The following is a 17424-nucleotide window of genomic DNA, read 5'->3' on the forward strand; positions in this document are numbered from 1 at the left end:
ACTAAAATGTTAAATACATAAAAAAACCGGGAACTGTAAAAAGTTACCCGGTTTTTTTTAATCATTGATAAGTCTTAAATTTCCTGAGTTTCACTAATTTGCTTTATAAGGTTGATACTTGCATTCCTTACATGTTCAGTAGTAAGACTTTCTGCCATATCTGCGTTACCTTCACTGATAGCCTTAAATATGGCCTTATGCTCTAAAAGAGCCTTCTGTGCCCTTCCAGGAGAACTTATTGATATGTTCCGAGCCCGTCGTATATAAAGATGGAATGTTCCAAGCATAAATACCAGCGGCTTACTTTTACTTGCCTTGAATATCATTTCATGGAATTTTGTATCAAGCCTTAGTACTTGCTCGGTGTCGTTCTTAATAGTATAAAATTCCTCCAAATCAAGGCACTCTCTCAATTCACTTACTTCATCCGCTGTTATGTTTTCCGCTGCCCATCTGGCAGCAAGACCTTCTATCATCATTCTTATGGCATATATATCCTTAATATCCTTCGTTGAAACACCGGTAACCACAGCACCTTTATTTGGTATAGACTGTACAAGCCCTTCAAGCTCAAGCTGCCTAAGAGCCTCCCTTATTGGAGTTCTGCTAACTCCCAGGTCCTCAGAAAGTCTTGTTTCAATAAGACTATCCCCAGGCTGATATTTACCGTTTAGGATATCATTTTGAATCTGACTGAATACTTTGCCTCTTAACGAATGTAAAATGCTATCACTTTCGTTATGTTCAATTTTTGACATTTGTGCCCTCCCTCTTTGAAGAGCCATTAACCAAATTACATTAAAGTGGTTTCTGACACCCTTGATAATTGTAAAGTTCTGTCACAATACCTGATTATATGCCTTTATAGTGCAAGATCCAATATTTCAGGTGTAAGCTCGCCTATAGCTTCTAAAAGCTCATCATCTCCTATAGCCGTAACACGTCCGTCTTTATATTGATCATCAATCCAATCTTTTAGCTTTGCAACTCTTTCATCCTTTTTATCGATCTTTTTGACACCTGAAAGTCCAAAGTAGGTGTTAATCCAATGTGCTATTCCAGCAAGACCTGAGTGGGAATTTATTGCAACACCAACTGGCCTATTTAAGAACTTGCTTGTGTCAAATATGTTATAGATTTCCTCATCCTTCAAAAGTCCATCTGCATGAATTCCAGCTTGTGTTACATTAAAATGCTTTCCTACAAACGGAGTACGTGAAGGAATTGAATAGCCTATTTCCTTTTCGTAATATTCAGCTATTTCAGTAATTACTGTAGTATCCATTCCATCGGTTGTTCCCCTTAGCTGTGCATACTCAATAACCATTGCTTCTAAAGGTGTATTTCCTGTTCTTTCCCCGATACCAAGAAGAGAGCAGTTAACGCTCGATGCTCCATGCATCCAGGCAATGGCAGAATTGGATACAGCTTTGTAGAAATCATTATGCCCGTGCCATTCTATAAGTTCACTTGGGAAACCGGCATGATGCCGCAAACCATATATAATTCCAGGTACACTTCTCGGAAGTGCCGCACCTGAATACGATACACCATAACCTAATGTATCACATGCACGTATTTTAATAGGAATACCACTTTCGTCCATAAGCTTTTTGAGTTCTAATGCAAATGGAACTACAAATCCATAAAAATCGGCTCTTGTAATATCTTCAAAATGGCAGCGTGGCTTTATTCCTACATCTATAGCACTCTTTATAATGCCCATATAATGTTCTAACGCTTGCCTTCTCGTCATATTAAGCTTTTTGAATATATGGTAGTCTGAGCAGCTTACTAAAATACCGCTTTCTTCATACCCATATCCCTTGCAAGTATAAAGTCACTTTTGGTAGCCCTTATCCAGCTCGTTACTTCAGGATACTTATAGCCCCTCTCCATACATTTATAAACCGCTTGCTTATCCCTATCACTATATAGAAAAAACTCACTTTGCCGTATAATACCCTTAGGTCCGCCTAGTTTATGTAACATATCAAAAAGAGTTACAATCTGCTCAACAGTATAAGGGGCTCTTGATTGTTGGCCGTCTCTAAAGGTTGTATCTGTTATCCATATTTCATCTGCTGGAAACATTGGAACCCTTCTATGGTTGAATGCACACTTTGGTATCTCATCATAGCTGAATATTTCTCTGTAAAGGTTAGGTTCCGAAATATCCTGAAGACTATACTTATATTGAGTTTGTTCTAATGTATTTGTTTTTTTATTAAATTCAATCATTTAAAAACCCCCTTTTTGAATTTGCCAATTTTATACTATATATAATACAAGTAAATAATTGCATTAGGCATTATACTCTTTGTATAATTGTATACAATTATACAACTCATGTCAATACATTAATTTGGTAAGCCCTTTCAAGTATCTTTATTTTTTAAAGGAAGTTATTTCTTTTAACGCAAGAAGGATTTTTAATTTTTTTATCGAATTAATTTAATATATATTTAGTGATAAATATTTTACTTAATATGAAAAGTGCTTAATCTTATACATTTATCTATAACAAATCAAGCTACCCCGTTCGTTATTATACTCTAACAAATATAAAAATGTAAGATTAATAATACTTTTCACATTATTACCTTTAATCAAAAGTCATTTCTAACATTTCACAAGAAACTCTATTATTCTACTTTAAAGCAACGAAGCATGGAAACTATCATATTAAAATTAATAGGTACGGAGGTAATATTATGTTAAAAGATCAAGTTTTAAAATTTTTCCGTCTTGTATTCATTTTATCTGTTATTATTGGTATTGGTGCATTTCTATTAAGCAATTTTGTATTCAAAAACAATACTGTTGTTTCATTAATTATCTTTTTATTTGCATCTGTCGGTTCCTCGATTATTACAGAACTTGCAATTCGTATAAAACTCAAAAAATTGGTAAATTCATTTTCCCATGAGCTGGAAATAATTAAAAATGGGGATATTTCTCATATAATTGAATCCCATAGCTTCGAAAACTTAAAAGGTGTTGCTACATCAGTCAACTCAGTTTTTACTGATATTCGTTTACTGATTGAAAGCTTCTTCTCATTGTCTACTTCCATTATAGCAGCATCAGGAAGAGTAAGCAAAACAGCCCAGGAAGCCGCTGCTGCCATGGAGGAAATAGCAAAAACCGTAGATGAAATTGCCAAGGGTGCATCAGATCAAGCTGCAGATGCACAACAAGGCGTCTCAATGGTAGAAAAGCTTTCTGAACAAATCACCTTTGTGTATGAAAGTTATACCGGTATAATAAATGAAACCAACAAAATTAATGAACTTAATTCAATTGGTTTAGATGCCGTCAGTACCCTTCGTGATAAGTCTTCACTTAACTTTGAATCTTCACAAAAAATATTCTCGGTTATAGAAAAATTAACCACAACTACTCAAGACATAGGACTTTTTGTTGAGTCAATTGAAAACATCGCAGAACAGACAAACCTCCTTGCACTTAATGCGGCCATTGAAGCAGCAAGAGCCGGTGATGCAGGTATGGGATTTGCCGTTGTTGCAGAAGAGGTTAGAAAACTTGCAGATCAAAGCAGAAAATCAACTGAAGAAATTATCGGATTGATGCAGAATATCAAGGAAGAATCACAGCTTGCCCTTAAAGCTATGGATATAATGAAAAAAATATCTCAGGAACAGAACAGTGCAGTAAACATGACCGATAATGCCTTTACCAACATAGCAGGTGCTATTACAGGGATAGTACAAAAAATTAATGAAGTAAATAATTCCGTAACCAGAATGCAAACAGATAAGGACCAAGTAATAAATGCTATTGAGAATATCTCATCTGTCTCAGAAGAAACTGCAGCATCAAGCCAGCAGGTTGCTGCAACTACCGAGCACCAGCTAAAAGCCATAGAAGATATGAAAGATGCATCAAATTCCATGGAAAAACTTGTTCAGGAATTGGATGTTCACCTAAAGAAATATAAGGTGAAAATTTAATGCTGATTAATTGGAGCAATTAACTAAAAAAAACACTTTAGACCGGATTTACAAGGTCTAAAGTGTTTTTTATTAATGCAAAATAAATATTTGTTTTCTTTTAGTCATACATTAATATGTATAGTTAAATTTCTGTGCAATCATCATTACATCACTCATATTAATTGACCCATCTTTATTAATGTCACACTCCTGCTTATAACTTGAATCGTTTCGCACTTTTCCAAAACATGATGCGAGTGCTATAACATCAGCCATATTAACAGCTCTGTCCTTATTAACATCTTCCAAAATAAAGTCATTCTTAATAGTTGGAGTTGGGGTTGGATTTGCCGATTTAGTAGGGGTTGGTGTAGGTGCCTTGGTGTTTGAAGGAGGTACTGACGGAAGATTTCCATAATATTTTGTCATACCTGCCAAAGCAGCAACCAAACCTGCATTGTAATCGATACCTACCTCAGTTGCCTGGAATTTATCAACCACATCAGTGTAATTGTCTGACATATCAGGCCCACCAACTAACGCACCTGTCAAAGTGTTTTTCGCAGGTGACTTCCAATCTCCCCATCCCATAGATCCCTGAGCAGCTCTGTGATGCGGGTGCTGTGGCCACTTGTTTCCAAAGCCTACCATATATGACATATTAGCAGGATTGTTACCCAATATATAATCTATTTGGCTTTTAGCAAAAGTTTTAAGCTTTTCGTCGTTTGTAAGCTTATATTGCAACAATGCCAGCATTGATGCCGATGCACTGTAACGAAGCATTCCCCACTCTGTCAGGAATTTAACTCCGCCCGGTGTCTTTGGTATGCTGTTCTGCCAGTAGTTAAGGTTTGATGTAACAGCATCTTTGTATTTTGCCTGACCTGTAACACTTCCTATAACATATGCAGCAGCAAGTTTCATATCATTCCAGCATATTGCCCAGTTAGTTCCAGGTGAGCTTAATAGGCTGTTTATGTCTGTAAGATAGGAGTTATTCTTTTCTATAACATACAGCCAGATTGCTGCCCAAGCCATGTCATCATCACCTGATGTTGATGTATAGAAACCATCTGCTTTACATGTACCTTTATTTTTTCCTAATGCATAAAGTTCTTTTGACAATTCAAGACACTTGTTTGCGTATGTAGAATCAATTTCTTTGTAGTTGAGGTACATTAAACTTAAAGCACCTGAGTACAACCCGCATACATCAGAAGCTGGGCTTGATGGATCTACGTAATATACCTTATCCCTGTCACCCGGCTGTTGTTCAGGCGGTCCCCAATATTCATGGTCTGACGGAGCTCCCACATGATAATAATACTTGGTTGCACTTACCCTGGATTTAATAATATAATCAGTAAAATACTTCAATGTAGATAAAACCTTGTTAGTAAGGCCTGCTCCATCATATGCATCCTTAAATTCGTATAAGGACCAACCTAAAATGGATGATGCATAACCGTTTGTAATACCAAATTTGATGTGGTCTCCACAGTCATGGAATCCACCAGTTAAATCAGCACCTATAAATTTACCGTCATTGGTATGACAAGCTGATCTCCAACTAAAAACGTTATCCTTGCCAACATCCGGACCGCATTTGTTTGCATCATAAAACCATAAGGAATCTTTGAATGCAACTGCATAATCGGAGCTGGAAATTGTAGCAGCCGACACATTTACAGATGGAACTACTGTACTGGAAAAGATAGTTGCTGTAGTCAGTACAGCCGCAAGTACTTTTTTCATTATTTGACACACCCCTTAATAATATTATTTTACCACTGGAATAAATAGGCATTGTACACTTACACCGCTTTCCTCCCTTCAATAATTTAGTCATGATCAAAAAATAACTTTCGCAATAAATTTCGCTCATCAATACTCGCGTAGAAAGCGTAAGTAATTTTTCATTCATACCTTAGCATATATATTCCAATAACTCATCTACCCATAAGGGTATATTAATATAAGCTTATAATAATATAATTGATAAAAAAAGACAATTGCATGAATTGTCTTTTTTAGGTCTATATCTTTTATCTTTTTTCTAAATTAAAAATATACTAATATACTAAGGCACTTGCATCACTATCAAATATCTCTTGGATCTAACTGAAGCAAATTGGCCTTAGCCATGACCTTAAATAAAAAAAACGCTGTTACACCGCTAAGACATCCCTGTACAAGATTAAAAGGAAGATTTGTTACAGCAGCAGCCAATCCAAGGTTCTTATCTACAAAGCTTAAGATATAGCCCTCTGCAATAAAATAACCTGCTACCATAATAAACGCACCTATTGCTACTGCTGCAGCAGTCTTTATACTGTTTTTAGCTCCTTTATCTCCTAGTAATAAAGCAACAACAAATGCCTCCAAGCCTTTAACAATTAAAGTAATGGGTGCATAATAAGTATATCCCATATATAAATCTGCCATTGCAGATCCAACACCACCTACAAAGAAACCATAATATCTCCCTAGAAAAACAGCAGATATCATTACAAAGACATCTCCAAGGTTGAAATATCCTCCTTTAGGCAATGAAATCCTTGTAAACACAGTAGTCACAAAAATCAATGCCATGAATAATCCACCTAAAACTATTTTTTTTGTACTAAAACCTTTCAATAGTTCTCCCCCATTTCACTAACTGTATCGATACACATTTAATCCATACATAAAAATCATACATATATTAATAGTATTAATTCTCTGTGTCAATAATATTTTATATATTTGTAATTTGTAAATGACTTATATTTAATCTATTGAAATATCCACTTAATAACCTTATAATTTCATTGTATATTAAAAATTGTCAACAAGATATTAACTAATAATTGACTGGTCAATGGGTCATTTATCAATATTTGAAAGGATATCACATTATGAACTATTTAGCAGACTCAAATCGATATGAAAAAATGGTTTACCGCAGGTGTGGCAGGAGCGGACTTAAATTACCAGCAGTTTCACTCGGTCTTTGGCATAATTTTGGCGGTATCAATAATCTTGAAACGTGCAAGAGCATGGTTAGGAAGGCATTTGACCTTGGTATAACACATTTTGATCTTGCAAACAACTATGGACCTCCTCCCGGATCTGCCGAAGAAAACTTTGGAAGAATAATGCAATCGGACATGCACTGTTACAGGGACGAACTTATTATATCTACCAAAGCAGGATATGATATGTGGCCTGGCCCATATGGAGAATGGGGATCAAGAAAGTATCTTATTGCAAGCATTGACCAAAGCCTTAAAAGAATGGGGCTTCAGTATGTAGATATTTTCTATTCTCACAGACCCGATCCAAAAACCCCACTTGAAGAGACAATGAGTGCCCTTGATCATATTGTGAGAAGCGGTAAGGCCCTTTATGCAGGAATATCCAACTATAATGCAGAACAAACAAAAAAGGCGGTTGAAATTCTTAAATCTATAGGAACTCCCTGCCTTATACACCAGCCGTCTTACTCCATGCTCAATAGATGGATTGAGCCTCAACTATTAGATGTTTTAGAAAACGAAGGTGTAGGCTGTATAGTATTTTCGCCCCTTGCCCAAGGACTTCTAACTGACAGGTACTTAAAAGGAATACCATCAGACTCAAGGGCTGCAAGCTCAAGTATATTCCTTAAACCGGAAGATATTACTGAAGACAAGATAAGAAAGCTTAACCTTTTGAATGAAATAGCTGCCAAAAGAGGGCAAAAGCTATCCCAAATGGCTGTTTCATGGGTGTTAAGAAAAGAAGCAGTAACCTCAGCCATTGTCGGTGCAAGCTCGCCAAGCCAGATTGAGGACACAGTGCTCGCTGTAAATAATCTCAAATTCAGTGAAGAAGAATTGAAGCTGATTGATGATATATTTTCATCATGCCTAAGGAATGACTAATTATATTGAGTAGTTTAAAAACTTTCTATATTTATTTTGGCCGTCAATTATAGTATAATATAATCAAGTAAATATTGGAGGTGAGGGTATATTGGAAAAGCGTCGTTTATCCTGTAGCAGAGATTGGACAACTTTGACAATAGCGAACTTTGACGAAAAAAAGACACTCTACCTTAATTACTATGATATTAACAGAATTGAATTTGACGAAATGCTCATAAGCAAACTTTTTAAAAAGGTACGTTCGGAGAAAATCCAAATTTTCACAAACACATTTAGCACACCCATTGAGTTTACTAAACATAAAGATGAAAAGTACTTTGAAGAATACAAACAAGAACTTACGAAATTTGCACGTGACAATAAAATATCCCTTATAGATAGAATTATTTCATAAACATCTTATTCTTTTGACATATACCACCGCTTTAGACAGGTATCAAGCCGTTTGACAGCGGTTTTTTTATTGGGGGGATATGCTCTATTAATTTTATTATAATTATACTTTGGCAAAAACCTTTAGGCCTTTATTTATAAATTCTATCTTTAACGGAAGTCCTTGAGCTTTTTCTCCATCTACGCTTATACCCACCTCGCTGTCGCTTGTTATGGTACAACTTTTTGCTGTGAGCTTATAAACATGCTTGTCGTTTAGCGAATCGTTGCTCAAAACCTTGAAAAACAGTGATGCCAAATCAATGTGAGAACAGCTTTTTATCATGACTATATCCATTAACCCATCGGAATAATCCGCTTCTTTTATTATATTTGAAAAACCTGCTGCATGCTTGCCGTTCAATACCAAGAATAGCAGGCTCTCTTCCTCAACAACATCATCTTCTGTTTCTATTCTAAGGTTAAAGGATTTGATATTTGTAACCTCATTTAAGGCTTTGAGATAATATGCAAAGGGTCCAAAGTTCTTTTTAAGCTCATTGTGGGTGCTGAAGGAAACATTGACAAAAAGCCCTCCGGCACATGTGCTTAAGAAATATTTGGAATTGTTAATAAGACCCACATCAACATCTACCATATTATCCGAAAGGATGACATCCAGACAATCATTCAGATAGTGGGGAATATTAAGGCATCTTGCAAAATCGTTACAAGTACCTGAAGGAATAATACCCACAGGGACATTAACCTTATTTTTAAGCATTTTATTAACTATGCTGTTTAAAGTACCGTCTCCACCAGATATTATTAATTGGTCAAAAGCCCCTTCCTGAAATATGTTCGTCAGTGTTTTGTCTTTAACACTGTGCAATCTGTATGGTATAAGGGTTATATTCTTTTCCTGGAACCTTTCAAGTATATAATCAAGTTTGGTTGGTATTGTCCTGTCACCTGACATTGGATTGTAAATAAAAAGTGCTTTTTTCATTGGGTTCCTCTCCATAATATAAATTAAATTAGGTTAGTAATGGCTCAAAATCAGAAATGATATTTTAGTCATTCCTTAGCATCTTTCCTTAAGTATATTATACATATTAATTGCTTTTTTGAATACAAATTTAATAATTTTATTTTTTCCCAATTAACATAACAAATTCCCAAGCAACAAAACTAAACCTTTAAATACTCCTTGAACATATGGCATTCAAGGTTTTTTATAAAGCTCTGGTATGCATTTTTCTCCAATAGAGCATTCGTCAATTTTTTCTCACATACAGATATGTCTAAACTTGGAGCTGCATTTTTTCGCCAAACTGTCACCATTATATCATCCGGTTCATATATATAATCAATTTTGCCGGCAGCTTTCAAATACTTAAGTGCAGTCCTTACTATCTCCTCTTCAACACCAAGAAGCATGGAAAGCTCATACATCTCTAGACAACCTTCACCTGTTGATGTTGATTCTTTCAAAACTCCAAATAATAAAGTAAGGAATCCCTTAAAGGTATAATCTGATAATATAGAGAAATTCAATATAACTCTCTTGGGGTTTACCATGAATACAGCTTCCCTGAACACATTTGAATTAACAGGCACTGACAGAAACACCAGGTTATCAGCCTTTTTAAGCTGCATTCTTGTCCTTGTTCCATCTACAGGGCACCTTTGGCTTATTCCCTCATAGAATACTATTGAATTCTCATGAACTTTTGCAGCTTCCATTACATCAAGATTTCTACAATCTTCTATAACTCCTTCAAATGCTCTTCTGATTTTTCCATCGGTTTCAACAATGTGTTCAATAGTGAGCTGTAGAGTCGTATTATTTTTATATGAATTAAGCCCTACTTTATATACTATATCACAAACCTTACCCTTAAAGCTGTCGCTTCCTCCAAACCACTTTACAGCAGCCAATCTTACGTCATTTATATCAGAAACTACCATTATATGATGGTTTTTTGGTGTTATCCTGTCATTTAAAATTGATACACTGCGTGTAAGGAATAAGGGTGCTTCAAAACCTTCACCATATGGTCCTGCTTTTTTCAGCCTCTCATAAAAATCCTCATCGATATTTTCAAATGAAAGCTCACTGTCTACAACAATTTCCATACTGTTGTCAGTGTATATAAGGCGTTCAGCCATATCTTCAATCTCATCGGTAAACGCTTTAATATCTTCCTTTTTCAAGGACAAACCTGCTGCTTTAGAATGTCCGCCATACTTCAAAAGTTTCCCTGAAGTCTCCTTCAAAAGCTCATAAATATTTACATCATCCGTTGACCTTGCCGACCCCACAATAGTTTGCCCATCTTCTTTAAGGGAGAGCAAAATAGCCGGTTTTCTATAAGTCTCACAGATCTTTCCAGCAGCAATTCCAATAATTCCGTGATGCCAAAATTCACTATACAAAACCAGCACGCTTTTCATTTTTTTATAGTTCTCAACAATCTCCTGGGCCTCTTTGATTATTTGCTCCTGAACTCTTTTCCTCTCTTCATTGAGTGAATTAATCCTACCTGCCATGTCATCAGCTATTTTGGCTTGCCTTGATAGAAGCATTTCAACGGGAAGCCTTGCAGAATCCATCCTTCCTGCGGCATTTATTCTCGGTGCAATCTGGAATGCTACATCCTCCTCAGTTTGAAGCTTGCTGTTTTTTTGTATAATATTAAAAAGTGATTTTAAGCCTGTACGCTTTGTATTAAACAATATGGGCAACCCATTTTTCAAAAGATATCTGTTTTCCCCATTGAGACTGACAACATCAGCAATTAGAGACATCGCCACAAGATCCATAAACAACTGTGATTTTTCTTCCATGTCAAAGCTTTTTAGCAGTGCCTTACTCAGAAAATAGGCCATAGCACATCCTGATAGGTTTCTGGCCTTATGGCCTTCCTTTAAAAGCTTGGGGTTTAATATAACATCCGCTGGCGGAAGCACATCGGGTATGCTGTGATGATCTGTAACAATAACCTTCATCTCAAGCTCTTTAGCCAACGTTACTTCATTCACATTTGATACGCCGCAGTCACAGGTAATGACAAGTGAGACTCCTTTTTCATGGAGTCTCTGGATTACCCCTTCATTCATTCCATATCCTTCTGTAAATCTATCAGGTACATGATATAAAACATTGGGAGTTAAAAATCCCAGGCATTGAACCAATAGAGCCGTACTGGTAACCCCATCCACGTCATAATCGCCGTAAACTGCTATCTTTTCTTTATTGCCGATTGCATTTCTTATTATATCCACAGCATCTTTCATATTTTGAAATTCCCATATATCTGTTGGAACATATAGCTGATCATGTAGCATTTGCTTTACAGTATGCGGGTCTTTATACCCTCTGTTATAAAAGAGCCTTGCTATTAATTCGTCTCCATCGGCAGCATTTATTAATTCTTCGGGAATTTTTACACCATTATTTTTTATATCTATATTTACTTTCATTTTTGTGCTAATCCTCCCATCTTAAGCTGTCAAGGAAGTCCTCATCCTCTTCTAATGCCTTGAAGTCAACCTTTTGGTTGTTGCAAAACCAGTTAAATTCACATATTTTACAGTGTTCAGTATAATTTGCCTTATCAAACTCTATATAATCATAATCCATAATTTTTAGTATTCTACTTTCAATCTCTTCCTTAAAAAGCCTGTGCCTTTCCTCGCTGTATACAATTTTTTCGATAATGCCAGGCGGATCAGGCTGCCAGTAATTCATTGAGATTTGATGGCACTGGGTATTGCTCCCGTTTATAAGCCTAGACTGCTCTTTTAAAACAAACATATATACAATTGTTTGCAGTTTATTAAGAAAACTGGCTCTCTTTTTAGCCTTAGCATGTTCAGACTTTATGGAATGGGTTTTCCAATCCCAAATCTCAATTTCTCCATCCTTAACCATTATTAGGTCATAGTTAGCCTCAAGCCTTATAACTGTATCTGCCATTCTTATCTTGTATTCCGGCAGATATATATTATCCTTGTTAATGGGAAAGCTGCTCTTTAAGTTTTGCACCCATCTATTTAGTTCTTCGTCTTCAATCCATTCATCATTAATACCTAAAAAGTATCTATGGGCAATTAAGTGGAAATCATTTCCCATATCAAGCCTTTTCTTCACATCTTCATCAGGATAGCTGTTCCATTTAAGGTTTTCTATGTACCTTTTTCTAAACTTCAAAGGGCAGTTGGAAAATGTAGACAGGGATTGCTGTGTAAAGAGAAAGCCCTCAGGGATGATATTTTTGTTTTTATCGGCGGTTGATCCCATATAAGTCATCTCCCATCTTCTTGATCAATAAACTTTTTTATCTCCATCAGGTACTGGCATGGAATAACCTCATTCCTTTTCCCTTGATTTGAATGCTCACCCGACAGGAAAAGGTACTGCTTGGCCCTTGTTATACCCACATAAAGAAGCCTTGCCTTTTCAGATATTGTCTCAATTTTGGCTTTCACAAGAGGGTCTCCCGAAAAGCTTCCCTCGATCTTTTTCTGCATCTCGGCTTTTATTACAGCCTGAGGATTTTTATACTCCTCCTTTAAAAACCAGTATTCCCCGATAAACTTGTCCTTCAATGTGACCGGAAAATCCGCATAATTAAGCCCTGTAAGAAAAACTACATCCCACTCAAGACCCTTTGATTTATGGTAAGTAGCTACAGTTATCACACCGGGTCTTGGCTCATAGCCCTTAAGCTCCCACACAACCCCGGCAAAATAGTTAAACATGTTCTTAGGGCTTAGAAGCTCCAGTGCCAAATCCCCCATACGCCATGCCGGGCTCCTGTTCATTAGGTATCTCACATCGCCTGCAACCTTTTGTGCAATAGCCCTCTCTTCCCTGCCAAACTTAAGCTTTTCCGATATATATAGAATAAGCTTTTCAACTATTGTATCAGGAAATTCCAAAAGCTCCCTTACAAGATCCATGTAACTTAAAAAATCAGACCAAATCTTACTATCCAGCAGGTCTTTTGGCACATCCCTATGGTTTATTTCGCCGCCTTTAGGATATAGAATATTTTCTGTAGGATATCTTTTTAGGAAGCTTAAAAGCATTTTCTTCTGATCAATCTTTTTCTCATCTTCATAAGAAGCACAATTATCTTCCATATCTTTTAAGGTTTTATCGCCCGCATCATACCTTTCGGTAAGAAAACATTCAAGCATCATGTTGGCCAGCTTCTCACCGTCTTCAGGATAAGCAATATAATCAATAACCCTGCCTAACATTCTAACTGTCTTGTTTTTTTCAGGGGATGAATTGTCAAGCTGCTCATACGGTAAATCCCAGGAATCCAGGATTTTTACAATTTCTTTAATTTTCCACGCACTTGGTGCCAAAATGGCAATAGTCTTGTCAGGGTACAAATTTATAAATTCTTCAGCCTTCTTAACTATTCTCCTTGCTTCATCCGGCCAGGACGGGAAAACCCCAGTCTTAATTCCGTACTCATTTATTACAGGGTTACTTCTCTCATCATCATCACTAACCGGCTCTATATACTGGGGCAGCAAGCTATCCCTGCATTCCAATACCGGGTGCTGCTCCCTCACATATCTTACAAAATAATTTGCAAGGTTTATAATGTCTTTTGTGTTCCTGCTGGACTGGGTAATATTGTAAACCGTGGTGGAAGGATTCTCACAAAAGCTTTTAAACAGGGTAAAATCACTGTTTGAGAAGCTGCCGCAAATAGCCTGGTTACTATCCCCAACCCTTAAAAGGTTTCCATTTGCAAGCATAGTAAGAATTTCGCTCTGTATTAGGTTTGAATCCTGGGCTTCATCCTCGCAGACAAAAGTATACTTTTTCTGATACTTCTCCAGCAAACCGGCATCTTCTAAAAGTATCTTCTTTGAGCTGTACAGCATGTCGTCAAAATCGAGAAAGCCGGAAATTTTAAGCTTTCTGTCATATAACCCGTAAACTTCTGAAGCACATTTCAAAAAGGAATTTGCAGGAAGAGACCTGCACTTTTGGAGTGCCTCCTGTGGTCCTATGCCGCGGCACTTAAAGTCACCTATCGCCCCTAGAACCAAGCCACAGAATTTATCATGCCATGTCTTATATATATCGTTTAATTTGTTTGAACTGAAATTCTGCTCATCAATAAAGAATGCGAGTCTTCTTTCATTACCTCTACTCCATTCATCAACCGCACTGTTAATAATTTGAACCTTGGTTACCTCGTCAACTATTCCAAATTCCTCATTTGCAATTATATGATCAGGTTTCTCTTTGATTATTTGAAGGCACAACCCATGAATTGTAGAAACAAAATATCCCTTATTCCCCTGGATACCAAGTCTTTGAAGCTCTGCACTTATTCTCTGCTTAAAATTGTTTACTGCACTGTTCATGTATGTAACAATCAGTATTTTACCAGGCTTTGGAATGCCCATGGCAATCATATGGGCAGCCCAAACAGACAGGCAGTAGGTCTTGCCACCGCCTGGAATTGCCGGCACTGCACAATATCCGCCTCTGTAATCCTCTACAAGCTCTTTTTGACCTTTTCTAAGTCCCATGCCTGATCACCCTTTGTATATTATAACATATAGGTGATATGCATCAAGGTTGAAAAAAAGTGATTCTACTATAATATCAAATTTACGGTACTTATGTTGAAATCTGCACAAGTCCAAGTAAATTTTGTTATTTTACAGTAGAATCACTTTATACTGGCTCTATTTAAATATTATAATATTTAGCAATCAACCGTTAGCAAATGCTTTCTAAAGAAGCTTTCCATGGATTTGTAAAAATCAAATTTGTTTTCCTCATTTGCAAAACCATGCCCCTCGTTGTCCTTCACCATATATTCAACTTTGATATTCCTTTTTTTCAATGCTTCTACAATCTGATCGGATTCTGCCTTATTTACCCTTGGATCATTAGCACCCTGTGCAACAAATAAAGGAGTCTTTATTTTATCTGCATGGAACACAGGCGAAACCTTTGTGAGAAGCTCCTTATCCTTTTCAGGATCTCCTACCCTTTCATAAAACATCTTAACTTGGCCTTCCCAATACGGAGGAATGGTTTTTAAAAGTGTAAATATGTTGGAAACCCCGCAATAGTCAACCGCTGCTGCATACAGATCAGGTGTAAAGGTTATTCCCGCCAATGTAGCATACCCGCCGTATGAAGCGCCATATATACCAATCCTTTCGGAATCAGCAATGCCTTGCTTAATAAGCCATTGAACACCATCTGTTATGTCATCCTGCATTTTCAGTCCCCACTGCTTGTTTCCCGCCTCAACAAACTTTTTGCCATAGCCTGTGGAACCTCTGAAATTAACCTGCAAAACCGCATAACCTCTGTTTGCCAAAAACTGTACTTCAGGATTGTATCCCCAACTGTCTCTTGCCCAAGGACCTCCATGAGGATTTACTATGACCGGAAGCCTCTTCGGAATACTATTTGCGGGCAGTGTAAGATAACCATGAATTGTCAGTCCATCACGGCTCTTATATGATATTGGCAGCATTTTTGCCATATTTTCAGGATTGATTGAAGGTAAAACATCTCCCAGCTTTTTAATTTTATCAGCTACCGAGTCATAAAAGTAATACGCACCAGGATCCCGATCATTACCAACCGAGAATATAAATTTGGTGAAATCTTCAGACAAGTCATTTATTCCTATCAGCTTCTCTTTGTCAAATTTAGCAGAAACCTTATCTATTATATCTTTGAGTTTCTTATTGAAGTACTCATGTTTTACCTTATCTGTATTATAGGTAGCACCTAACACTTCCCTTGTCTTTGGATTGATAATTATATTTGATACATCAACATCATTTCTCTCATAAACAACCTCTTGTTTTCCGGAAGCTAACTCAAGCTTTACGATAGCAGCAGTATCCCTACCCATATTCGTTGTAGCATAAATACTCTTATTATCCTCTGCGAACATAATTGGAGTAAAGGATTCTCCAGGCTTTGTTTCAAGAAGAAGCTTAAATTCATCCTCTTCCTTTTCCCTATATAATATTTTCGCTTGAATACCATCATCAGATCCAGCCAGCCTAAGCTTACCATCGCCATCGGTGAGCCATCCTGTTATATTGCCAGGATTTTGTGCAACCATTGTTGTCTCGCCGCTTATAATATTAAGTTTATATATATCAAATACCTTAGGGTCCTTCTTATTCATTGTCATTAGAATTTCATTTTTATTGCCCTTGAGCATATCTACATAGTAGGCTAAAACCCCCGGATATGGTGTAAGTTCCTTATCCTCAGCAACGCCATCCATACCTGCCAAATAGATGTGGTAATTTTCATCGCCGCTATTGTCTTTCATGTATATAATTTTGTCATCCTTCCATGCATAGTCAATTATATCCCTGTCTTTTGAGCTTGTAATTCTTTTTGCTTCGCCTCCATCAGCAGGTATTATATACACATTGCTTCTATTTTCCCATGGTGCAAAATACGCAAGATATTTGCCATCGGGAGACATACTGTACCCTAAAGCTGAAGGAGTTTTGAAAAAGTTTTCTATGGGTACTTTTTCTACACTTCTAGTATTGATCTTTGAATTTTGTATATTTCTTGCATTTGTAAAGATTGTTGCAAGTTGTGCATAATCAACTTTATCATTCTCACCTAGCTGTCCTCTTCCATATCCCTTAATAAGACCAATTTTCACACCCTGTAACATATAGTCTTTAAGGCTTTTGTTTTCCTTGTTATCCAGCCCAATTGCCCTAATAACAATCCTTATTACCTCAGCTCTTTTAATTTGATCACCATTAGATTTTATTTCTCCATCTTTTACCCACTGAAGATCATTTACAACTTTATTAAAATCTTCCCCATGGTTGTATGTAAACCATAAAACAGCTGCTTTGAGAAAATCTTCTGTTTTTACTTTGGCAAGGGGTGATGTCCTGCTTGTGCTTATTACACCTGACTTTACCAACTGATTTACGCTGTCTTCATACCATGGCTTTTTCAATGCATATGAATTCATAGACATGGCACTGCCTAATATAGTAATAGATAGTGATACTGCTGCAGCAATCTTTACTAATTTCCTGTTACCAATCATAATATCATCCTTTCCTAATCTGTTATTTTAAATGCCGAACTGATATATAATAAGTGTGGTGTTTTAACACCACACTTTCTT

At 36.6% G+C, this 17424-nt stretch carries 11 protein-coding genes and 1 pseudogene; 3 read left to right on the plus strand and 9 right to left on the minus strand.

The annotated features are described in order from the left end of the window. Nucleotides 1–74: 74 nt before the first annotated feature. Together Bccel_RS09045 and Bccel_RS09050 are read right to left on the minus strand one after the other, a co-directional pair. Nucleotides 75–758, minus strand: coding sequence for a GntR family transcriptional regulator (locus Bccel_RS09045; protein ID WP_036938088.1), 684 nt, complete (start codon nt 756–758; stop codon nt 75–77). 104 nt (nt 759–862) lie between these two features. Continuing rightward, nucleotides 863–2241 (minus strand): annotated as a pseudogene (locus Bccel_RS09050) (2-isopropylmalate synthase). 473 nt (nt 2242–2714) lie between these two features. Between Bccel_RS09050 and Bccel_RS09055 the strand changes: the two are divergent. Next, nucleotides 2715–3974: a methyl-accepting chemotaxis protein gene (locus Bccel_RS09055; protein WP_036938091.1), complete on the plus strand. Its 1260-nt coding sequence runs from the start codon at nt 2715–2717 to the stop codon at nt 3972–3974. Nucleotides 3975–4085: 111 nt separating this feature from the next. Here the strand turns inward: Bccel_RS09055 and Bccel_RS09060 are convergent, their stop codons facing one another. Both Bccel_RS09060 and Bccel_RS09065 read right to left on the minus strand, forming a co-directional pair. Further along, a complete protein-coding gene (locus Bccel_RS09060; RefSeq protein WP_036938093.1) occupies nt 4086–5714 on the minus strand; it encodes a glycoside hydrolase family 9 protein in 1629 nt (542 codons plus the stop codon). A 345-nt stretch (nt 5715–6059) separates the two neighbouring features. Next, entirely contained in the window at nt 6060–6596 is a 537-nt protein-coding gene (locus Bccel_RS09065; RefSeq protein WP_036938096.1) for an ECF transporter S component, read from the minus strand. Between the two features lie 260 nt (nt 6597–6856). Here Bccel_RS09065 and mgrA point away from each other — a divergent pair, with 260 nt between their 5' ends. Continuing rightward, nucleotides 6857–7864, plus strand: coding sequence for an L-glyceraldehyde 3-phosphate reductase (gene mgrA / locus Bccel_RS09070; RefSeq protein WP_036938098.1), 1008 nt, complete (start codon nt 6857–6859; stop codon nt 7862–7864). A 91-nt stretch (nt 7865–7955) separates the two neighbouring features. Beyond that, nucleotides 7956–8261, plus strand: coding sequence for a hypothetical protein (locus tag Bccel_RS09075; RefSeq protein WP_036938102.1), 306 nt, complete (start codon nt 7956–7958; stop codon nt 8259–8261). Nucleotides 8262–8363: 102 nt separating this feature from the next. On the opposite strand, the gene Bccel_RS09080 is transcribed toward Bccel_RS09075, so the two are convergent. From Bccel_RS09080 to Bccel_RS09100, 5 genes are all read right to left on the minus strand, one after another. Continuing rightward, nucleotides 8364–9248, minus strand: coding sequence for a YegS/Rv2252/BmrU family lipid kinase (locus Bccel_RS09080; RefSeq protein ID WP_036938105.1), 885 nt, complete (start codon nt 9246–9248; stop codon nt 8364–8366). 182 nt (nt 9249–9430) lie between these two features. Then, complete coding sequence (gene recJ, locus Bccel_RS09085; protein WP_036938107.1) at nt 9431–11725, minus strand: single-stranded-DNA-specific exonuclease RecJ; 2295 nt, start codon at nt 11723–11725, stop codon at nt 9431–9433. A gap of 7 nt (nt 11726–11732) precedes the next feature. After that, the gene (locus Bccel_RS09090) at nt 11733–12545 is read right to left on the minus strand and encodes a PD-(D/E)XK nuclease family protein (protein WP_050753309.1); all 813 of its coding nucleotides are present in this window, start codon (nt 12543–12545) and stop codon (nt 11733–11735) included. Nucleotides 12546–12550: 5 nt separating this feature from the next. Continuing rightward, a complete protein-coding gene (locus Bccel_RS09095) occupies nt 12551–14809 on the minus strand; it encodes an ATP-dependent helicase (protein WP_036938109.1) in 2259 nt (752 codons plus the stop codon). Nucleotides 14810–14988: 179 nt separating this feature from the next. Further along, the gene (locus Bccel_RS09100) at nt 14989–17343 is read right to left on the minus strand and encodes a S9 family peptidase (RefSeq protein WP_036938111.1); all 2355 of its coding nucleotides are present in this window, start codon (nt 17341–17343) and stop codon (nt 14989–14991) included. Nucleotides 17344–17424 lie beyond the last annotated feature (81 nt).

It is taken from the genome of Pseudobacteroides cellulosolvens ATCC 35603 = DSM 2933 (assembly GCF_001262605.1).
GTDB classification, from domain to species: domain Bacteria; phylum Bacillota; class Clostridia; order Acetivibrionales; family DSM-2933; genus Pseudobacteroides; species Pseudobacteroides cellulosolvens.

What these genes read in the sequence shown, in the direction of transcription:
- Bccel_RS09080 (WP_036938105.1), bottom strand. Translation starts at nt 9,248, where the DNA reads ATGAAAAAAGCACTTTTTATTTACAATCCAATGTCAGGTGACAGGACA.
- Bccel_RS09060 (WP_036938093.1), bottom strand. Translation starts at nt 5,714, where the DNA reads ATGAAAAAAGTACTTGCGGCTGTACTGACTACAGCAACTATCTTTTCC.
- Bccel_RS09055 (WP_036938091.1), top strand. Translation starts at nt 2,715, where the DNA reads ATGTTAAAAGATCAAGTTTTAAAATTTTTCCGTCTTGTATTCATTTTA.
- Bccel_RS09100 (WP_036938111.1), bottom strand. Translation starts at nt 17,343, where the DNA reads ATGATTGGTAACAGGAAATTAGTAAAGATTGCTGCAGCAGTATCACTA.
- mgrA (WP_036938098.1), top strand. Translation starts at nt 6,857, where the DNA reads ATGAACTATTTAGCAGACTCAAATCGATATGAAAAAATGGTTTACCGC.
- Bccel_RS09090 (WP_050753309.1), bottom strand. Translation starts at nt 12,545, where the DNA reads ATGGGATCAACCGCCGATAAAAACAAAAATATCATCCCTGAGGGCTTT.
- Bccel_RS09045 (WP_036938088.1), bottom strand. Translation starts at nt 758, where the DNA reads ATGTCAAAAATTGAACATAACGAAAGTGATAGCATTTTACATTCGTTA.
- Bccel_RS09095 (WP_036938109.1), bottom strand. Translation starts at nt 14,809, where the DNA reads ATGGGACTTAGAAAAGGTCAAAAAGAGCTTGTAGAGGATTACAGAGGC.
- recJ (WP_036938107.1), bottom strand. Translation starts at nt 11,725, where the DNA reads ATGAAAGTAAATATAGATATAAAAAATAATGGTGTAAAAATTCCCGAA.